Source organism: Oribacterium sinus, from assembly GCF_963537195.1.
In the GTDB taxonomy this organism is placed as follows: Bacteria; Bacillota; Clostridia; order Lachnospirales; family Lachnospiraceae; genus Oribacterium; species Oribacterium sinus_A.
In genome coordinates, this window is record NZ_CAUTEG010000043.1 from 1 (window position 1) to 18,044 (window position 18,044).

Sequence of the window (18,044 nt, forward strand, 5' to 3'; positions counted from 1 at the left end):
GCTATGGTACCAATCTATACCAGGAAACCGGAGATATTTATCTGGTGGCGGATGTTTTGGGACATAGTGACGTAAATACCACCAAAAAGCATTATGCCGCTTTGGAAGAAGAAAGACGCCGCAGTGTCAGAAATCTGGTAAGACTCAGAAAAGAAGAAGGGGAATAAGAATAGGAATAAGAACAGGAATAAGAACAGGAATAAGAATAAGAATAAGAATAAGAATAAGAATAAGAACAGAGTAAGATTGAAAAGAGAAGGCTAAAAAAAAGCCTTCTCTTTTTCTGTCCATCGTCCTTCTTCCTTATATTTCTTTACTCTTCTTTGATAAGAACGCAGAGGGAGCCCGGAATACAGCGCTGTATCTTTACTGTTATGCTCTTTACGATACAGATAAACTGCCCCGATACTCTTATGGGTACCATATTCCCTTTTTTTACCGGCATCTCTCTTCATATGCTTTAGAGATAACTCTAGGCTACAGGAACATAGCTTGTCATCCTTTAAACTCCCTAGACGCAGCTTCACCCCTTGCTTTTCCAGATGGCTATTCAGTTGTAGGAATTCTTTCTGTAGTTTCTGAAATTCTTCTTCTCCGGCTTTACAGCTAATGGAAAAGCTTTCTTTTAAAAATTGACCGATGCCCGGTTCGGACCATTTTTCCAGCATTTTATTCCTCAAAAAAAACGACAATATTAATTTAGACGCATCTATTAAACGGCTTATAGCGTATAGCTTATAGTCCAACACGAATCAGCCCAATGGCCTTTCCTAGAATCTGACAGTCATTAACAATGATATCTTCCATGGTATCATTCTCCGGCTGTAGACGGATATATCCTTTTTCTTTGTAGAAGCGCTTAACGGTAGCACTATCCTCTACCAAAGCCACCACAACCTCACCGTCACTGCAGGTATTTTGCTTTGCAACCATCAGATAGTCTCCGTCGAAAATACCTACATTAATCATGGAATCTCCCTTTACCTTCAGAATAAAGGTCTCCTGATTCGGTAAAATCTCTGTAGGAAGGGGAAAATGGTCGCTAACATTCTCTTCGGCAAAGATGGGGGTTCCTGCGGCAACGGTACCGATTACCGGTACGGACACCATTTCCTTCATACTTTCTTCAACAGGTGAGCTATGTACGGGAGAAAGCTCCTTTGTCTTACTGCTTTTAGAGGCTTTTCCACTATGGCTTTTGTCCAAGATTTCAATGGCTCTGGGATGGGATGGATCCTTACGGATCAGTCCGGCCTGCTCCAAGTCATTTAAGTAACTAAAAACGCTGGAAGTGGACTTTAAACCGACCTCTGTGCAAATATCTCTAACAGAAGGCGGATAGTTTCTAATCTGAACACATTCTTTAATGTAGTTATAAATCGCTAATTGCTTCTCTGTTAAATTATCTTTGCTTGGTACTTTTCTTGGTCTTCCCATCCTGGCCTCTTTTCTTAGAATTTAAAATTTATAAAAGTATAGCATATTCTTTCTTTTTATGCAAACGTTTGTACGAAAAAATCTCCGATATTTCCTGACTCATAGAAGTCTTTGAAATATCGGAGATTCGTATTAATTAGGGTTACTTTCCTTATAAAGCTTTATGCTTGATTATATGACAGTTCACTGAGAGATGAAAAGAGTCATTTTTAAAGCTATTCTGCAGTCTCTGTTGCTGCTTCTTCTGTGCTTAATTTGTCTACAGCAATCAGCTTCTCAATAAAGGGCATAATCACCAACATAACCACACCGCTGATGATAAGGGCTGCACCTAAGATATTCAGAATCTTTCCATATCCCCAATCCTTAGCTACCGCTACCAGATATCCGGAAGCAATACCGGAGAAGGTATAGGTTAAATACCATACACTCATAGCCAGGGAGGAGAAACGCTCCGGAGTCAGCTTGTTAAACAAAGCCATACCTACAGGAGATACCAAGAGTTCTCCTACCGTTAAAATGGCGTAAGCAAGAAGCATATACCAAAGATCCATCTTTACCGTCTTATCCAATACACCATGTAAGGTATTGAAACCGAGTAAAATGATATAGAAAGCAAGACCGGTAATAATCATTCCCACAGCCATCTTTAAGCTTACAGGAGGATCCATCTTCTTTTGAGAAAGAGTCATCCAAAGATTTCCAAGAAGCGGAGCAAGAATAATACATAAAATTCCGTTAAAGGAAATCAACCATACTACAGGCACATGGAAGCCGCCTACATTAAGGTTAACATAATCATTTGCCAGGGTATTGATGGTATAAGAAGTCTGGAAGTACACTGTCCAGTAAACGGTTACCAGGATGAAGATAATACCCATTCCTATCAAACGTGTTTTCTCCACCGGACTAAACTTGAATTCTACCTTCTGCTTCTCTTCTTTGTTAGCGCCCTTTGCATTTGCGGGGTGCTTTCCTACCTCTCCTAACCACTTCGGAATTAAAACAAGGAAGATCAGGAATACGATAAACATACCGATGGCAACCATCAGGTAAGCATACTTATAACCGTATTTAACAATATTACCCTCTGCATCCTTCACAGCCATCCAGTGGTCTGTAAGAAGTCCTCCGAAAATCGGTCCAAAGAAGCTTCCGATATTTACCGCCATGTAGAAGATACCGTAGGCTGCATCCTTTCTGGCATGCTCTTTATTGGAGTAAAGCATTCCTACAATGGCTGTTAAGTTGTTGTTCATAAAAGCCATGGAGCACATGTTAATCACGATACCCACAATAATCATGGGAACATGGGGGGTAAAGAAGAAGAAAATGGCATAGGCAACACTTTGTAAAAAGAATGCCATAATCATCGCTTTCTGCATGCCCAGAAAACGGTCTGTAATAATGGAGCCTAAGAGTGGCAGCACGGAACCAAAAGCTCCGGCGATAGAAATGATAAGTCCTGCTTGTTTATCGCTTAAACCAAGACCGCCCATTGCTACAGAATAGGTGTAGAAAAAAATAGTAATACCGGATACCGCATACTTCAGATAGCTGGAACCGGCCATACCAATGCAGGCTAACCAAAGCCCTTTAGGATGATGGAATTTCTCTTTCTTTTGAACTTCCTCCATACTGTCCTCCTTCAAAATAGAAATGTTTGTTACTTGTCAATTCTATAACAAAATTGGACAAATCGCAAGCAGAGGCTTAAATTGAAGTTGATTTATAGGTAATTATTATTGTAAAAAATTCTATAGATACAAAAAATTATGCTTTGTGATATAAGTCTCTCATTTCCTGCACGATGCTATGGAACATACTGATGGCATCCACCATAGGCTTTTCCGTGGATAGATCCACTCCCGCAAGCTGTAACAAGGATACAGGATCATTGGTGCATCCGCTGGACAGGAATTTCTTATATTGCTCCAGTGCCCCCTCTTCCTTGGCTAAAATTCTTTTGGCAATGGCACAGGATACGGCAAAGCTTGTTGCATACTGATATACGTAGAAGTTATAGTAAAAATGAGGGATTCTGCTCCACTCTACGGAAATCAGATCATCAATCTTCATATCCGGACCAAAGTAATAGCTATTCAAATCATGATAGACCTTCTCCAAGCTATCTGCAGTGATGGCCTCTCCTGCTTCCAACATAGAGGCAGCTTTGCGCTCAAACTCGGAAAGCATAGTTTGTCTAAAGAAGGTTCCTTTAAAGCTCTCCAGGAAATGGTTGTAAAGATAAAGCTTCTCTTCCTTGTTTTTTGCCTGTTCCATCAGATAATATAACAGCAGCACTTCATTGGTGGTGGAAGCTACTTCCGCAACAAAAAGCTTGTATTGAGAATTCAGGAATCCCTGCTTTTGCTCAGAATAATAGGAATGCATAGCATGTCCCAGCTCATGGGCTAAGGTAAAGAGATCATCCATGGTGCCTTGATAGCTCATAAGAATAAAGGGATGGACACCGAAAACAGGGTTACAATAAGCTCCCACACGTTTTCCGTCATTTTCCTTGGCATCAATCCAATATTCGGAATAAGCTTTTTTCAAAAGCTCCTGATAGTCCTCTCCCAAAGGCTTGAGACCCTTTAAAATCACTTCCTTGGCTTCCTCAAAATCAATATGGTATTCGTAATCCTTTACCATGGGAGCGTAGACGTCATACATGGAAAGGTCTTCTAAGCCAAGCATTTCCTTTCGAAGAGATACATAATCATGGAAGGCGGAAATCTTCTTGTGAACGGCAGAAATCAAATGCTCCCAAACCTTTTCCGAAACATCCACTTCTTCTACGGAAGCGGAAAAGGCTGTAGGATAATTTCTGGCTTTGGCAAAGAAATACTGTTGCTTCAGTTGTGCATCAAACAAAGCGGCAAAGGTGTTTCTATGCTCCTGATAAACCTTGTAAAAAGCTTCATAGACTGCTTTACGTAATGCTCGGTTATTGCCGGTCTGTAAGGGAACGAAACGGGCATTACTGACGGGAATTTCTTCCCCGTTCATTTCTACGGAAGGAAATTGAAGATCGGCATTTTGCAGCATGGAAAATGCCTGATAAGGACCACTGGCCATGGACTGAGCCGATGCCAAAAGCTTTTCGGCATTCTTATCCAAAGTATGCTCTTTTAATCTTCTAACGTCCTTAATATAGACGGAATACTTCTCCAGTTCCCTACATTCTGTAAATGCTCTATCCAGATATTCTGAAGACAAAGAAAGAATCTCCGGATCGAAAAATGCCAATTTCTCTCCGTTTCGAACCTCTACAGCCATTGCTCTTTGATTTAAGCTTAAGGCTTCCTGATCTTTGGTATCCACATCGCTTTTCATCATACTGTAAGCCAAAAAGTGGCTGGATAATAAGGCTAATGCCTCTTTCTCCTTCAAAGCCTTCAATAAAACTTCCGGAGAACTGCCGAGACGTCCCTCATAGGAAGCAATTTCTGTTGCTTTCTCTTCGGATTCCGCCAATGCCTTTAAAAATGTTTCGTCATTGGCAAATAAATCATCAAAGTGCCAAACTTCTTCTCTACTTAGCTCCTGTCTTTTTACACTTTTCATGCTATAGCCTTTCTTATAATTCTACTCTCTTGGCATCAGACCAGATTTTTTCCAGGTTGTAAAAGGATCTGGTTTCCTTGTCAAAAAGATGCACGATAACGTCCTTATAATCTAAAAGAATCCAGCCGGAGCTGCTATCTCCCTCTGCTTTACGATTATCCAAATGAACGGCTTCTTCCAAAGCATCCTTCAGGGCGTCCAGCTGTCTTACATTATCTGCAGAAACCAGCACAAAATAATCCGATAATACGGAAATTTCGGAAATGTCCAGAACAATTATGTCACTTCCTTTTTTCTCGTCTAAAACAGATACAATTTTTTTACATAAGTCCAAAGATTCCATTTATACCTCCTTTTTCTCTTGATAATATGCTAACGCATCCAGGGATAAAGAGCAACAATGCTGTCCTTTTTCTTTTACATAGGCAATACTTGCTTCCAAACAGAGCTTTACCGCCAAATCCAAATCTTTAAAGGCAATTTCCCGGATAGCTGTTAAGTCCTCCCGATTCCCTCTTCTTACCTCAATATAATCAGCCAAATAAACAATCTTTTCCAGAGTGGTCATCGCCGGTTTTCCCAGGGTATGGTAGTAAATGGCGGAGAGAATTTCTTCATTATCGATTTGAAAATGTTTTTTGGCATAACAGGCACCGTAAATACCGTGAAGAACCTGTGGTGCCTCCAAATACTCGGGAAGCAGAGGGATATGATCTCTTTGACAAGCTTCCAATAATTCTTTTTTACCCATGTATTTCGCGCAATCATGGCAAAGACCTGCAAGCTCCGCCTTTTGGAGATTCACCCCGTGGGCCATAGCCAGACAAATGCTGGTAAAGGCAACACTTAGAGAATGTTCATATCGCTCCTTCTTTAAATGCTCCTGTAAATGCTTTCGAATTTCTTCGATTTTCTGCATAAATTCTTTTTCTTCCATGATTCCTCTTTGATATTGATATCCTCTTCGATAGATATATCCTTTTCTATAGAGATATCCTTTTCAATAGAGATATCTCTATATGATCTCTTTCTTCAACGGTAGAAACCCTTTTTTAATATGTACTCTTCCACCGGCTTAGGAAGCATTCCATGGATGGACTTTCCTTCTTTCAGCCGATTCCGAATCTCCGTACTGGATAGATCGATAGCCGGCATGGAAAATAACTTACAATGTAAAGAAAATTCTTTCTCCAAAGCTTCCTTTTCCTTTTGGAATGTTGAGAACGCCATCTCCCCGTTTCGATTGGCAATATAAAAATCCACCAGTTTCCCAAGTTCTGCAATCTTATGCCAGGAACGAAGGGTTAAAAACTGATCGGTACCGATTAATAGACTATAAGATTCCGTCGGATTCTGTCGCAGAAGTTCTCTTACCGTATCGAGGGTGTATGAATTTCCCTCCCGTTCTCCTTCAATTGGAGAGAAAGCAAAATCCGGACAATTTTCAATAGCCAGTTCCAAAAGCTTCAGCCTATCGGAAAAGGGAAGTAAAGACTTCTGCTCTTTGTGATAGGGGGTGCCGGTGGGAATAAAAAGAACCTTGGAAAAATGACTGCTTTCCATGGCGGCTTCCGCCATTTTTAAATGTCCGTAATGCACCGGATTAAAGCTTCCCCCTAAAATAGCTATGGGTTTCATAGAGAGAATTTCCTGTCTTTTTCTTCTTTTGCCGGCTTGTATAAAACAATCATACGACCGATAATCTGTACCAGCTCCGTTCCGGAACGCTCTGCAATAGTGTTTCCCAGTTCTCGTAAATCATCAATACAATTTTTTAAAACATGAATCTTCATTAACTCATGCTTTTCCATATATTCCCTTACCGCTTCAATAAATTCAGGAGTAATGGAATTCTTTCCCAAAGAAAGGGTTGGTTCTATCTTCTGTGCAGCTCCTTTTAAAGCGGAACGCATTTTACTGTCTTTGATGTAGGATTTCATTCCTCGTCCTCCGTGTCATAATATTCAAATTCGTGGGCGTAAATCTTGATGGTATCTCCTTCTTTTAAGCCCATTTTCTTTAATTCTTTAATAATACCCTGCTCTACCATAAAACGCTGGAAGAAAAGGAAGCCCTTCTCCGCTTCCAGGTTGGTATAGCCCAGCATCTTCTCCATTTTTGGACCTTCCACGACAAAAACACCCTCTTCCGGATGATCATAGCTGATAGCCAGCATTTCTACCGCACCAAGATTGTCCAGATCCACTTCGCTTTCATAGACTACAGCTTGCTCTTTATTTTCCTCCAATAGCTCCCAGGTTTTTTCTAATATCGGTAAAATTCCTTGATTGGAAGCTGCGGAAAGACGGAAAAAGGGAAGCTTATGCTCTGTACAATACTTCTCCAAAAGGGTCAGATTCTCTTCCTGCTCTTCGCTTTGTACCAGCTCTATCTTGTTAGCAGCCACAATCATAGGCTTACGAAGAATTTCCTCATCATATTCTTCACATTCCTTTTGAATTTGTAAAAAATCCTCCAGAGGCTTTCGGCCTTCCGTTCCGGCGGCATCCACCATATGAATTAAAACTCTGGAACGATGGATATGACGAAGGAATTGAAAACCCAGTCCGACACCGGAGGAGGCACCTTCGATAATGCCCGGAATATCCGCCATAACAAAGCTTCTGTCTCCCTTTAAATTCACCACACCAAGGTGGGGATTCAAGGTAGTGAAATGATAGTTGGCAATTTCCGGTCTGGCATTACTGCACATGGAAAGCAAGGTGGACTTTCCCACATTGGGATAGCCTACTAAGCCCACATCCGCGATTACCCGTAATTCCATACGCAAAGTAATCTCTCTAGCTTCTTCTCCCGGCTGAGCAAACTTCGGTGCCTGCATGGCGGGGGTGGCAAAATGCATATTGCCCAGGCCTCCTTTACCGCCCTTTAATAAAACCATCCGCTGATTCTCTCCGCTCATATCCGCAATCAGCTTACCGGTCTCGTCATCCTTTAAGAGCGTTCCTTCCGGAACCTTTAAGATCAGGTCCTTGCCGTTCTTTCCGTGCATCTTTCTGCCGTCTCCCTCCTGTCCGGGTTCTGCGGCATATTTTGTTTTATGACGGAAGGGTTCCAGGCTGTTCAGCCCCTTGTCCACTTCTACAATAATGTCTCCGCCCTTTCCGCCGTCTCCACCGTCCGGGCCTCCTGCAGGAACAAACAACTCTCTACGAAAGGATACATGGCCGTTGCCACCTTTTCCGCTTTTAACATAAATTTTTGCAATATCTGCAAACATGAATACTCCTTTTTCTAAAAAGAAGCAGGACGATTTCCTGCAAAAATATTTTCCTTTACTATAGGAAAACCCCACGCCGGATAACCAGCATGGGGTTAATGTTTCCTTATGCCTTTGGAAGTACAGATACTTGCTTACGATCTCTTCCTAGACGGCCAAATTTAACGACTCCGTCCACCTTTGCAAATAAGGTGAAATCATTTCCCAAGCCTACATTCAGACCTGGATGAATTCTGGTTCCGTTCTGCTTGTACAGAATGTTTCCAGCCTTAACGAACTGACCATCTGCTCTCTTTTGACCAAGTCTTTTCGACTCGGAATCTCTACCGTTTTTGGTAGAGCCCATACCCTTATGATGAGCCATGTAATATACCTATCCTTTCCTAAAAATTAACCAATCTTGTCAATTTTTACTTCTGTAAAAAGCTGTCTGTGACCATTCTTCTTGTGGTAACCGGACTTTCTCTTGTAACGGTAAACGATAACCTTCTTACCCTTACCATTCTGAAGAACAGTTCCGCTAACCTTTGCATTGGCAACTGTTGGTGTACCAATCTTCAAAGAACCGTCATTGAGAAGAAGAACCTGATCAAAAGTAATCTTTGCTCCCTCTTCTACTTCCAACTTCTCCACACGGATTACATCGCCTTCACTGACTTTGTACTGCTTTCCGCCACTTACAATTACTGCGTACATTAGGAATCCTCCTATAAAAATTTACTCGCTAGCTGTGGTGAGACATGCTTCTTAAACCTCGCTAGGCGGCATCTAGGTTACTTTACAGTAAACTGCCTTCTTCGTCAAGCTTTTTATGGCAAAATACTGCGATAATAAGGATAATTTGCCTGCACTTCATCTACGGAAATATTACCCGCTGTGCCGTTTTCATGGACTGCCAGCATTTTCCCTTCCTTGGTCCACTTGATAAAGACCACCACATGGCTTTCTCCGCTGGGCTGAATAATCAAATCTCCCGCCTTTAATTCACTTCGCTTGATTTTTTGTCCTTTACCGATTAATTCCTGGGTGCTGGAGGCGAAATCCAAGCTTCTATCCACACTGGACCAGTAAGCCCATTGGACGAAGCCGGAGCAGTCTAAGCCCTTTCGATTTCTTCCCTTATAGTCCGAAGAGGAGATGGTGGCTCCGAAGTGGTTTCCTTCCAAGCCCTTTACTCCCGCTTTTCCGCCATAAAAATAGGGAACCTTTCCAACCGACGATAAGGCAAAATGAATTAAAGCCTTTCTTTCTTCACTGAGATCCTCCGGCAAATCCTTCATATACGCGGATATTTCCTCCTCCGTAAGAGGAGACTTCTTTTCTACGGAAGAGATACTGAGACCGTAGTCTTTAAACCAGTCCTGTTCCTTCAAACGCTTTACGGCAGCAATGGTATAGTCATCCCAGCCATGCCAACGGCTTCCGGGCTTTTGGTCCTGTTCCTCCAAATCCTTGATAGAATCCAGTTGAATATTTCTCAGTCCGTTTTCATCATCGAAGCCGATAACGGTGATTTTAATGGTTAAATCCACATGTCCGGGACAATAATTTTTGGGTAATTTTTTCTGCTCTTGAATACTGTTTGCTTTCTGCTCTGCCTTTGTTCCCGTTGTTTCCTTCGGGACTTTACTTTCCTTCGGCAGATTTGAGGCACTTAGCTCTGTATTTTGGGATACGCTGTTCTCCCTATTTTCACTAGACTTTTCCGTCTGCTCCGGCTGTGCTTTGGATTCAGAGCTACTTTCTCCCCTTTCTCCAGCAGAGCTCCTTTGGCTGTTCTCCTGATTTGACTTTGTTTCCTGCGTTTGCTTACTTTCTTGTGCTTGTTTACTTTCTTGTGCTTGTTTACTTTCCTGTGCCTGTTTATTCTCCTTTGTAGCGTTTGTATTCTGATTTGCTTTGCTGTCAGTCGCTGTTTCGGAGGACTTTTCGGAAGCACTTTCCGCCCTGCTTTCTTCGCTTGCTTTTGTTTCCCCGCCTACGGGAGCGGCGGTATTGGCTGCCTCCTCCGCCATCATTTCCTCTTTAGCATCCTTATGAATACAGCCCTGGTCATAATAGACCGGACCGATGCTTAAACTATAGGAATGAGACTTTGTATATAGCTCATTAACAATGGCACGAAAACGCTCTTCATCCAGATAATTATGCTGATAGGTATAAACACTGGCCATAGCCAAAATATCCTTTACATTACTGGATTCCTGAATTTCCTTTCCGTCTCCGTTGTAGTATCTATAATGAATATTTTTAAAATAAGGGATGGCCCAGCTGTTTTTTTGCTCCGGAGACTGACCGGCTGCCTGAGGATTGTATCTTCCCAGAATAGCGGAACGCTTCAGTCCCAAAAGCTTTGCGGTATGCTCCGGGGTATCTCCCGTACTATCATAGATTTTGGCAAGATCCGCACTTTCTCTTTCCATCAGTTCCTGATAAATTCTTCCTCCAACAGAGTCCAGTGGATTTCCGTCCTGACGGATATCCACAAGATTGTACCGATCAATAAAGGGGCGAGGATTTAAAAATTCATCCTCCTTACGATCTGTATGGAGGGTATTGGTCCATTTCCCCTTTTCCGTCACACTACTGCTGGTTTTTAGAAGGCTGTCACTACTCTTGTTTAAAGCATTTTGCCTGTCATGCATCTTTTGGGCATATACGATGGACAGGCATAAAATCATAAACAAAGAAAGAAAGAAGAGCAAAAAACTTTCCTTCTTCTTGCTCTTCAAAAATAACTTAGCTTTTTCTATAGCCGGTTTCCATTTTCCTTTTTTCTTTCTACTTTTTGACAAGTGTTTTCCTCTACTTTTTACTAAATTGAAGTTTTTATTTTTTTCTCAGCTTTTCCAACAAGGCTTGAAAATCCGCAGGATAAGGAGCGGAAAATTCCATATATTCCCCGGTTCTTGGATGTTGGAACCCCAGTATCATGGCATGTAAGGCCTGACCGGAAATCCCATCCTTTCTGTTTTTCAATCCGTATACCGGATCTCCCAGAAGGGGATGCCCTATGCTCTTCATATGAACACGAATCTGATGGGTACGCCCGGTTTCTAAACGGCACTCTACCAAAGTGGAATCGGAAAAACGTTCCAAAACCTTATAATGGGTTACAGCCTCTTTTCCATGCTTATAAGATATGGCCTGTTTTTTCCTGTCTTTTTCATCCCGGCCTATGGGAGCGGAAATGATACCATCTTCCTCTTTGATTTTCCCAAAAACCAAGGCATGATAGCGTCTTGTGATACTATGCTCCTCTAATTGCTTCGCAAGACTTTGGTGACTTAAGTCATTTTTACAGATTAAAAGGAGACCTGTGGTGTCCTTATCAATGCGATGGACGATTCCTGGACGATTCACGCCGTTAATGGAGGAAAGAGATGAGCCTGCATGGGCTAACACGGCATTTACCAATGTACCGCTGTAATGTCCCGCTGCAGGGTGTACAACCATTCCCCTTTCTTTATTGACCACCAAAAGATCATCGTCTTCGTAGACGATATCCAAGGGAATAGCTTCCGGAAGGACCTCCGGATCCTTTTGTTCGGGAATATCAAAGTCTATCCGGTCTCCCGCCTTTACCTTTAGAGAGGCCTTGGCTTTTTCTCCGTTAACAGAAACACAGCCCTCCTGAATACATTTTCCCAGATAGGAACGACTGAAATCATGATCTTTCTGTTCAGACAAATATTTATCCAGACGTTGTCCTTCTTCTTCCTTTGCAACTTCCCAAATCATTTCTTCTCCTTCAAGAAGGAAAACTCCTCTTCTTTATAGTAAAAGAAGAATAAAAACAGAAGGAAAAAACAAGCCCCGGTTACATAGATGTCTGCAAGATTGAAGACGGGAAAATCAATGGGACGAAAATAAATAAAATCCACTACGTAGGCTTGTCTTTGTCGATCAATACAATTTCCGATAGCTCCGGAAAAAACTAAGAGAAGGGAAAAAAGAAAGGGCAGATACCTTTTCTTTATCGGCGTTTTGTAAAAAATAATCAGGACGCCTGCCAGCACAATAATCGTAATAAGCAGGAAAATGATTTGTTGTCCGTGAAGGATGCCAAAGGCTGCTCCGGCATTTTCCACATAGAGTAAGGAGAGAATATTGGGAATCAGTTGTATTTCTTTTCCGCTCTTTAAATATTCCACTGCCAATGCCTTGGTCCACTGGTCCAGAAAAATCAACAGGGCACTGCACAGGAAGAAAACAATCCATGATATTCCTTTTTTACTCATACTTCCTCACTTCTCATATACTGCTTCAATACCGCTTCAATGCGTTCTTTACTGATATCCTCTTCAATATAAGGACTGCAAAGATGATGGAGCAAAACAAATTGGAGATGCTGATTTTTTTGTTTTTTATCCTTGGATAAGGCTTCAAAAATATCTTCATACTTTAAAGCCTTGCAACGGGTTTCCAATCCCATATCTTCCATCAGCTCCTGCACCTTTAAAATATCTTCTTTGGCAATATTTTTACAAAGGGATAGCGCCATCAGGCTTCCGAAGGCAACGCATTGTCCATGGCTATAGGAAAAATCCGCAACCTTTTCGATGGCATGTCCTAAGCTGTGACCGAAGTTTAAAAATTTTCTGTCTCCATGCTCATAGGGATCTTTTTCCACAAAATATTTCTTAATACGATTACTTTGATAAATCGTCTCCAAGAGAATTTCAGGATTTCTCTCCTGCAAAGCTTCTTTATGCTCCAGGAGGTAAGGTAGATATTTTTCGTTATGAATTAAAGCGTGCTTGATAATTTCTCCCATACCGGAGGCATACTGTACCTTCGGTAAAGATAAAAGACAATGCATGGAGGAATACACCAGCTTAGGCATATGAAAGGCACCGATTAAATTCTTATAATGATAAAAATCCACTCCGGTTTTTCCGCCGATGGAAGAATCCACCTGGGCTAAAAGCGTGGTAGGAATCTGAATAAAATCAATTCCCCGAAGATAGCTTGCAGAGGCGAAGCCGGTCATATCTCCCACAACGCCGCCACCCAGGGCAATCATCATGTCTTTTCTTTCCAATTCCATATCCAAAGCAGCCTGGTAGATTTTTTGAATATGCTCCAAATCTTTATACTCTTCTCCTGCAGGAAGTATACATACGCTTATAGCGGAAAAAGATTCCTGTATGGTATTTTTTAAATCCTCTAAAAAAAGCTTAGCAACCTGGTCGTCGGTTACAATCAGCGCTTTTTTCTTTTTAGAAGATACAGAGTTTAAACGCTCCGGTAATGCCGAAAAATCCTTTTCTAAAAAAATACTGTAGATTAATGAATCTTCCTGATAAATGTCTAACTTTCTCATGCCAATTCTTCCCCTTAATCTATTACTTAAAGACAAATAAGAATATTAAAGCTTTCCGAGCTTGACAGAAATCCCGGAAAGACAAAAAAAGGCATACCCCATAGGATATGCCTTAATAAACGAGATTACATATTCAGATGAATGCCGTTATACTCCGCATTAGAGGAGAATACACTTCCTGCAAAGTCACCGGATAATTCCACATCCTCTGGGCCAGCGATGAAAATATAAGTGGAAATCTTCTTGATATCTCCGCCAATGGCATACACTGTTCCGGAAACAATATCAATAATTCGCTGAGCAATTTCAGTATGAAGGCCTTCCATATTCAATAAAACAGAGGTGCCATCCAAAAGATAATCACTGACGTTGATTGCATCTCCCAAAGAGCTGGGCTTCATCATGACAACCTGCATGCTGGCTGATTTAGGCTCTGCCTTTTCTTTGGACTTGCCAAACAATCGAATCTTCGGTTCAGAGGACTCTTCCTCTTCTCTTCTGGCAAAGAAAGAGCTTCTCTTTGGTGCTGCTTCCTCTTCTTCCTCGTACTCGTCCTCAAAATCATAATCCTGATCCAAGTCATCGTACTCGTCTTCACGATCCAAATTCATTTTCTTCATTAAATTGCTAAAAAAGCTCATATCGATCTCCCAATTTGGTCTAATTAAACAAGATTATTTTACTCAATTTTAAGATATTGTCAAGCTTAAAAAATATCAATTTCCCTGAATAATTTAAGGCCCTCATACAGCTACAGGGTAAAAGAGCATAATCAATAGATAATCTGCCCATCCGTGACCATATTTCCTTGTAAAACAATATGATCATATACGGAAATGCCATTTTTACTGTGGGAGTCTACAATGAGATAATCATCATTTTTTTCTATCACTTGAATAGGATGGAAAATCGCATAGCCTCGATTAATATCATAGACACCTTCCAGTGCTTTCCTTGGTCCAACCACAAAGGAAGCATTTCCCGACTCCTTCACCAGAACATTTCCGCTTTGGATATCCTGGGCCGAGGGGTTGGTTTCAATTTTTAAATAGCAATATTGATCATCTGTCATATAAATATCGGTAGAAAGAAATTCTCTACTGCCATCAGCTTTTTGACGATAAAAACCGCTACTCTTATCCGGTCCCTGCCTTAAAAATTCCTTTGGGACAATGTAAAAATCTTTGTTAACTACAGAAGAAACCGGAATCTTTAATCCGCTTTCTTCCTTTTCCTGCATGGAGAAGGTCACAAAGCGGGAATCCAGAAAGTAGTCCAAATAATCGTCCAGCTTAATATCCCCATAGATTTTGCCGTCTTCTCCTCGATATAGAGAAAAGCTTCCCTGCAAATCCATGGAATTTACCGGAAAATGAATATTTACCGTAGTAGTATTTTCCATCTTCTTGGCATCTCCTTCCTCCAAAGGAAATAAAATTTCCCATTGGGAGGAGGTAATTATTTTATATAAAGGATTGCCGGCTTCTACACGAACGCCGTTTTGGGCATAGTTTACAGAGCTTTGGGCATTTTGCAGAATCTCCGCCGTAAGTTTTTCTTTTTGAAAGTCCTCATAACCGTCAATGGTATAAGAGACGATACCGGCTTCTTCCGCATCCATCACGGTATAGGAAATTCCTAACTGGGAAAGAGCCTTTTGTACTGTATTTTCTCCCTCTTCCATATTAAATAAGAGAGTGTTTTGAAGACTGCCCTGAAGGGTATACAGCCCAGTAAACTGATTGTTTTGAAAGCTGCCTGCAAAGTCCTGAAGACGAAGGCGAATATCTTCTATCTGTTGCTGGGTAAATTCTCCTAAAAGTTCGGGGTGTTCCTGTAAATACTTCTCCAGATTTCCGGTTTCGTCAATAAAGTACAGCTCTCCTCCTTTACTGACTCTTCTTCCGTCCGCCACGGAAAAATGCACATAACCGGACTCTTTGGCGGAATAGCTTTTTTCTTCCCGAATAATCAATCCGGTATACTGTTTTTCTCTTACGAGACTACCCTCTCCCACTTCATAAAAACGAAGGCTTTGTCTTCGGCTGTAGGAAAATACACTAAAAAGAATATAGAGAGCAATAATCACAAAGATTATTCCCTCTATATTCCACATGCTATTCTTTTTGCTCTTTCTTGAACTTGGCATAGTTACAGTGCAATCGCAATATGGTCTCTTAATTCAAGTGGAACATCTTCTTTGTCCATGGACAAACTGCTGATGATGTTAATCTTGTATTTTTCGGACAAAGCATCCAATTTACGTACACAGTCTCCGATAGGCTTTCCTTCCAGACTGGCCAGCTTTAAAAAACTATCTAAAATCAAATATTCCAAATCATGATCCTGAGAAATAATTCCGCTGATAAAGCCGACAAACTCATCCTCCGACTCCAACTGGAATTCATTGACATTAATCAAACGTACCTTGTTGTTAAGCTCATACATATGCTGAGAGGAGCGATCCAAAAAATCCACCGTTCCCTTTGCTTCCGTAACGGCTTTGTTCGCCCGATCAATGAGCTGTTTTGTCTTTCCTTTTCCTCTTTGTCCTACAATAAACTGAACCATATGCATTCCTCCTTTAATTCTGAACAAGAAACGATAGCCTATGCTACAATGCCCTGCTTTTTATAAAAAGTATAGACTATTCATGAAATCTTATCAAGTAAGTTTGTCATATTCTCATAAAGATTCTCTTTATTTGTCCCCTTCATTACAACAGAATAATAGGGGATAGAATTGGAAGCTTTATCCACAGTTAAGGCTAAGCAATAGCCTGCTTTTTTGGTGGTTCCTGTTTTTGCCGCCAAGATTTCCAAACCGTCGGGAAGCTCCTTCTCTCCGGTAGAATATAAATTTGTTGCCTTCCATACCTGGGACTTGGGAATACCGTTTTTATCTTTGTATTGTACCTGAATTTCTTTTGTGGCCAGAATTTCCCGTAAGCTGTCATATTTCATGCATTCTTTTAAAATGAGGTAGATATCATAGGGAGAAGTATAATGATTATCATCCGGCAAACCGTGAGGATTTGTAAAATGGCTGGAAAGGCAACCTAGTTCCAAAGCTTTCTCATTCATCCTGTCTACAAAAGCGGAAACAGAACCTGCCGTAGCTTCCGCCACAGCGACAGCCGCATCATTTCCGGAGGGGAGAAGCATACCGTATAAGAGATTTCTGATGCTAAGACTCTCTCCAACCTGTAAAAATGCGGTGGAAGAACCCGCTTCTTTGATTACGGAGGAGCCGGAAACCACAAATTCCTGATCTAGATTTTCCACGGAAGATACACAAACCAGAGCAGTCATTAATTTGGTGATGCTGGCGGGATAAGTTCTGTCATAGGGATGATTAAAGGAGATAGCCCGATCTCCTTCCTTACCGTCTTCTTCCACCAAAAGAAAATATTCCGCGTCCATATCCTGGATTTGCGCGCTTGTATCTGAAGGAATAGCCAAATCCTTGGCAAAGCTTTTGGTGCTGTTCTGAATATCCTCTTCCACGGTAATGGAAGATAATCTTTGTATACTTTGTTCTTCCTGAAAGGCCTTTTCCAGCTTCGGTTTACAGGAGCTAAGGCAAAGGGGAAAAATACACAGCAAAAGAAAGGCTTTTTTCCTTCTTAAAAAAGTACTCAAAGCCTTTCTTCTAGCCAATATTCCTCCACTCTAACTCACCACGTTCCAGAGCGTGAATTAATAATTCTCCTGTTGCCAGATTTGTGGCAATAGGAATATTGTAAATATCGCATAATCTGACTACGGAATTTACTTCCGGTTCCGTATCCCTTACCGGAGAGGGATCTCTTAAGAAAATCACCATATCCAAATTTCCCTGTTCGATTTGAGATGCCAGTTGTCTGGCTCCTCCGGTTTCTCCCGGGAGAAACTTATGGATTTTCAGATTGGTAACTTCCTCTACCAAAGTACCTGTAGTTCCGGTTGCATATAATTCATGTCTAGTCAGGATACCTCTGTAAGCAATACAGAAATTTTGCATGAGCTTCTTCTTGGAATCATGCGCAATTAAACCTACCTTCATCTCTACCCTCCTACGTCTTCCTTTGTAAAGCAACATTTAAGACTATTCCGAAACCAAAGTATACGGACAGCAGGGAACTAACGCCTCGCGAAAAAAAGGGAAGTGTAATTCCGGTATTCGGAAACAGTCCGGTTGCCACCGCGATATTTGTATAGGTCTGAAATCCGATCCAGGCCATAACGCCTACACATATTAGCCGACCACTTAAGGTTTTTGCTCTATAGGCTATTATAAGACATTCTAAGATAATCAACAAGAAGATTATAATAATTATTAAAGATCCCCGAAAGCCTAATTCTTCTCCGATTACCGCGAAAATGAAGTCATTATCCTCCTCAACCAGAAAGTTTCCGTTTTTCACGGAGAAGATGGAATTATTAAATAGTCCCTTTCCGTTATACATTCCGGAGCCGATGGCCATAATGG

The 18,044-nt window shown here is 41.3% G+C and carries 21 protein-coding genes and 1 pseudogene; 1 reads left to right on the forward strand and 21 read right to left on the reverse strand.

Features of this window, described 5'->3' with window-relative positions:
* Positions 1–167 (forward strand): annotated as a pseudogene (locus tag RYL27_RS11455) (tyrosine-type recombinase/integrase); the annotation flags it as partial.
* 93 nt (positions 168–260) lie between these two features.
* On the opposite strand, the gene RYL27_RS06310 reads toward RYL27_RS11455, so the two are convergent.
* The 21 genes from RYL27_RS06310 to RYL27_RS06410 form a co-directional block, all read right to left on the reverse strand.
* Positions 261–668 carry a hypothetical protein gene (locus RYL27_RS06310; protein WP_314966000.1) on the reverse strand — a complete coding sequence of 136 codons (408 nt, stop codon included), beginning with the start codon at positions 666–668 and terminating at the stop codon, positions 261–263.
* A 67-nt stretch (positions 669–735) separates the two neighbouring features.
* On the reverse strand, positions 736–1,437 hold the full coding sequence (gene lexA / locus RYL27_RS06315; RefSeq protein ID WP_304070224.1) for a transcriptional repressor LexA: 702 nt from the start codon (positions 1,435–1,437) through the stop codon (positions 736–738).
* A 215-nt stretch (positions 1,438–1,652) separates the two neighbouring features.
* Positions 1,653–3,074 carry a peptide MFS transporter gene (locus tag RYL27_RS06320; RefSeq protein ID WP_314670327.1) on the reverse strand — a complete coding sequence of 474 codons (1,422 nt, stop codon included), beginning with the start codon at positions 3,072–3,074 and terminating at the stop codon, positions 1,653–1,655.
* Between the two features lie 136 nt (positions 3,075–3,210).
* Positions 3,211–5,007: an oligoendopeptidase F gene (gene pepF / locus RYL27_RS06325; RefSeq protein WP_314966003.1), complete on the reverse strand. Its 1,797-nt coding sequence runs from the start codon at positions 5,005–5,007 to the stop codon at positions 3,211–3,213.
* Between the two features lie 13 nt (positions 5,008–5,020).
* Entirely contained in the window at positions 5,021–5,350 is a 330-nt protein-coding gene (rsfS, locus tag RYL27_RS06330) for a ribosome silencing factor (protein ID WP_314966005.1), read from the reverse strand.
* Positions 5,351–5,944 (reverse strand): bis(5'-nucleosyl)-tetraphosphatase (symmetrical) YqeK, encoded by a 594-nt coding sequence (gene yqeK, locus RYL27_RS06335; protein ID WP_314966007.1) that lies wholly within the window; start codon positions 5,942–5,944, stop codon positions 5,351–5,353.
* Positions 5,945–6,039: 95 nt separating this feature from the next.
* A complete protein-coding gene (gene nadD, locus RYL27_RS06340; protein WP_314966010.1) occupies positions 6,040–6,645 on the reverse strand; it encodes a nicotinate (nicotinamide) nucleotide adenylyltransferase in 606 nt (201 codons plus the stop codon).
* Positions 6,642–6,947 (reverse strand): YhbY family RNA-binding protein, encoded by a 306-nt coding sequence (locus tag RYL27_RS06345; RefSeq protein ID WP_007156121.1) that lies wholly within the window; start codon positions 6,945–6,947, stop codon positions 6,642–6,644. The genes nadD and RYL27_RS06345 overlap by 4 nt, the downstream gene beginning before the upstream one ends.
* Entirely contained in the window at positions 6,944–8,248 is a 1,305-nt protein-coding gene (obgE, locus tag RYL27_RS06350; RefSeq protein WP_314966012.1) for a GTPase ObgE, read from the reverse strand. Before obgE ends, RYL27_RS06345 begins: the two co-directional genes overlap by 4 nt.
* A 106-nt stretch (positions 8,249–8,354) precedes the next feature.
* The gene (rpmA, locus tag RYL27_RS06355; protein ID WP_007156119.1) at positions 8,355–8,612 is read right to left on the reverse strand and encodes a 50S ribosomal protein L27; all 258 of its coding nucleotides are present in this window, start codon (positions 8,610–8,612) and stop codon (positions 8,355–8,357) included.
* Positions 8,613–8,638: 26 nt separating this feature from the next.
* Positions 8,639–8,944 carry a 50S ribosomal protein L21 gene (gene rplU / locus RYL27_RS06360; RefSeq protein WP_007156118.1) on the reverse strand — a complete coding sequence of 102 codons (306 nt, stop codon included), beginning with the start codon at positions 8,942–8,944 and terminating at the stop codon, positions 8,639–8,641.
* A gap of 113 nt (positions 8,945–9,057) precedes the next feature.
* A complete protein-coding gene (locus tag RYL27_RS06365; RefSeq protein ID WP_314966014.1) occupies positions 9,058–11,043 on the reverse strand; it encodes a C40 family peptidase in 1,986 nt (661 codons plus the stop codon).
* A 34-nt stretch (positions 11,044–11,077) separates the two neighbouring features.
* The gene (locus RYL27_RS06370) at positions 11,078–11,989 is read right to left on the reverse strand and encodes an RluA family pseudouridine synthase (RefSeq protein WP_314966016.1); all 912 of its coding nucleotides are present in this window, start codon (positions 11,987–11,989) and stop codon (positions 11,078–11,080) included.
* Positions 11,986–12,489, reverse strand: coding sequence for a signal peptidase II (lspA, locus tag RYL27_RS06375; protein ID WP_308579439.1), 504 nt, complete (start codon positions 12,487–12,489; stop codon positions 11,986–11,988). Before lspA ends, RYL27_RS06370 begins: the two co-directional genes overlap by 4 nt.
* Positions 12,486–13,574, reverse strand: a complete 1,089-nt coding sequence (gene aroB, locus RYL27_RS06380; protein WP_007156114.1) for a 3-dehydroquinate synthase — start codon at positions 13,572–13,574, stop codon at positions 12,486–12,488. The genes lspA and aroB overlap by 4 nt, the downstream gene beginning before the upstream one ends.
* Positions 13,575–13,699: 125 nt before the next feature.
* Complete coding sequence (locus RYL27_RS06385) at positions 13,700–14,215, reverse strand: cell division protein SepF (protein WP_308579441.1); 516 nt, start codon at positions 14,213–14,215, stop codon at positions 13,700–13,702.
* 131 nt (positions 14,216–14,346) lie between these two features.
* Positions 14,347–15,723 (reverse strand): HlyD family efflux transporter periplasmic adaptor subunit, encoded by a 1,377-nt coding sequence (locus tag RYL27_RS06390; protein ID WP_314966019.1) that lies wholly within the window; start codon positions 15,721–15,723, stop codon positions 14,347–14,349.
* A gap of 2 nt (positions 15,724–15,725) precedes the next feature.
* On the reverse strand, positions 15,726–16,145 hold the full coding sequence (locus RYL27_RS06395) for a twitching motility protein PilT (RefSeq protein WP_183684018.1): 420 nt from the start codon (positions 16,143–16,145) through the stop codon (positions 15,726–15,728).
* An 80-nt stretch (positions 16,146–16,225) separates the two neighbouring features.
* Positions 16,226–17,233 (reverse strand): D-alanyl-D-alanine carboxypeptidase family protein, encoded by a 1,008-nt coding sequence (locus RYL27_RS06400; RefSeq protein WP_314966021.1) that lies wholly within the window; start codon positions 17,231–17,233, stop codon positions 16,226–16,228.
* Entirely contained in the window at positions 17,226–17,618 is a 393-nt protein-coding gene (locus tag RYL27_RS06405) for a methylglyoxal synthase (RefSeq protein ID WP_040648314.1), read from the reverse strand. Before RYL27_RS06405 ends, RYL27_RS06400 begins: the two co-directional genes overlap by 8 nt.
* A gap of 10 nt (positions 17,619–17,628) precedes the next feature.
* Positions 17,629–18,044: FtsW/RodA/SpoVE family cell cycle protein (locus RYL27_RS06410; protein ID WP_314966023.1), on the reverse strand; the 416-nt coding region annotated here is incomplete at its 5' end.

Excerpts from the sequence above, each read along its gene's own strand:
- RYL27_RS06395 (WP_183684018.1), bottom strand. The coding sequence starts at position 16,145 with ATGGTTCAGTTTATTGTAGGACAAAGAGGAAAAGGAAAGACAAAACAG.
- yqeK (WP_314966007.1), bottom strand. The coding sequence starts at position 5,944 with ATGGAAGAAAAAGAATTTATGCAGAAAATCGAAGAAATTCGAAAGCAT.
- RYL27_RS06390 (WP_314966019.1), bottom strand. The coding sequence starts at position 15,723 with ATGCCAAGTTCAAGAAAGAGCAAAAAGAATAGCATGTGGAATATAGAG.
- rplU (WP_007156118.1), bottom strand. The coding sequence starts at position 8,944 with ATGTACGCAGTAATTGTAAGTGGCGGAAAGCAGTACAAAGTCAGTGAA.
- RYL27_RS06370 (WP_314966016.1), bottom strand. The coding sequence starts at position 11,989 with ATGATTTGGGAAGTTGCAAAGGAAGAAGAAGGACAACGTCTGGATAAA.
- RYL27_RS06405 (WP_040648314.1), bottom strand. The coding sequence starts at position 17,618 with ATGAAGGTAGGTTTAATTGCGCATGATTCCAAGAAGAAGCTCATGCAA.
- obgE (WP_314966012.1), bottom strand. The coding sequence starts at position 8,248 with ATGTTTGCAGATATTGCAAAAATTTATGTTAAAAGCGGAAAAGGTGGC.
- aroB (WP_007156114.1), bottom strand. The coding sequence starts at position 13,574 with ATGAGAAAGTTAGACATTTATCAGGAAGATTCATTAATCTACAGTATT.
- rsfS (WP_314966005.1), bottom strand. The coding sequence starts at position 5,350 with ATGGAATCTTTGGACTTATGTAAAAAAATTGTATCTGTTTTAGACGAG.
- RYL27_RS06345 (WP_007156121.1), bottom strand. The coding sequence starts at position 6,947 with ATGAAATCCTACATCAAAGACAGTAAAATGCGTTCCGCTTTAAAAGGA.
- rpmA (WP_007156119.1), bottom strand. The coding sequence starts at position 8,612 with ATGGCTCATCATAAGGGTATGGGCTCTACCAAAAACGGTAGAGATTCC.
- RYL27_RS06320 (WP_314670327.1), bottom strand. The coding sequence starts at position 3,074 with ATGGAGGAAGTTCAAAAGAAAGAGAAATTCCATCATCCTAAAGGGCTT.
- RYL27_RS06310 (WP_314966000.1), bottom strand. The coding sequence starts at position 668 with ATGCTGGAAAAATGGTCCGAACCGGGCATCGGTCAATTTTTAAAAGAA.
- lspA (WP_308579439.1), bottom strand. The coding sequence starts at position 12,489 with ATGAGTAAAAAAGGAATATCATGGATTGTTTTCTTCCTGTGCAGTGCC.
- lexA (WP_304070224.1), bottom strand. The coding sequence starts at position 1,437 with ATGGGAAGACCAAGAAAAGTACCAAGCAAAGATAATTTAACAGAGAAG.
- pepF (WP_314966003.1), bottom strand. The coding sequence starts at position 5,007 with ATGAAAAGTGTAAAAAGACAGGAGCTAAGTAGAGAAGAAGTTTGGCAC.
- RYL27_RS06385 (WP_308579441.1), bottom strand. The coding sequence starts at position 14,215 with ATGAGCTTTTTTAGCAATTTAATGAAGAAAATGAATTTGGATCGTGAA.
- nadD (WP_314966010.1), bottom strand. The coding sequence starts at position 6,645 with ATGAAACCCATAGCTATTTTAGGGGGAAGCTTTAATCCGGTGCATTAC.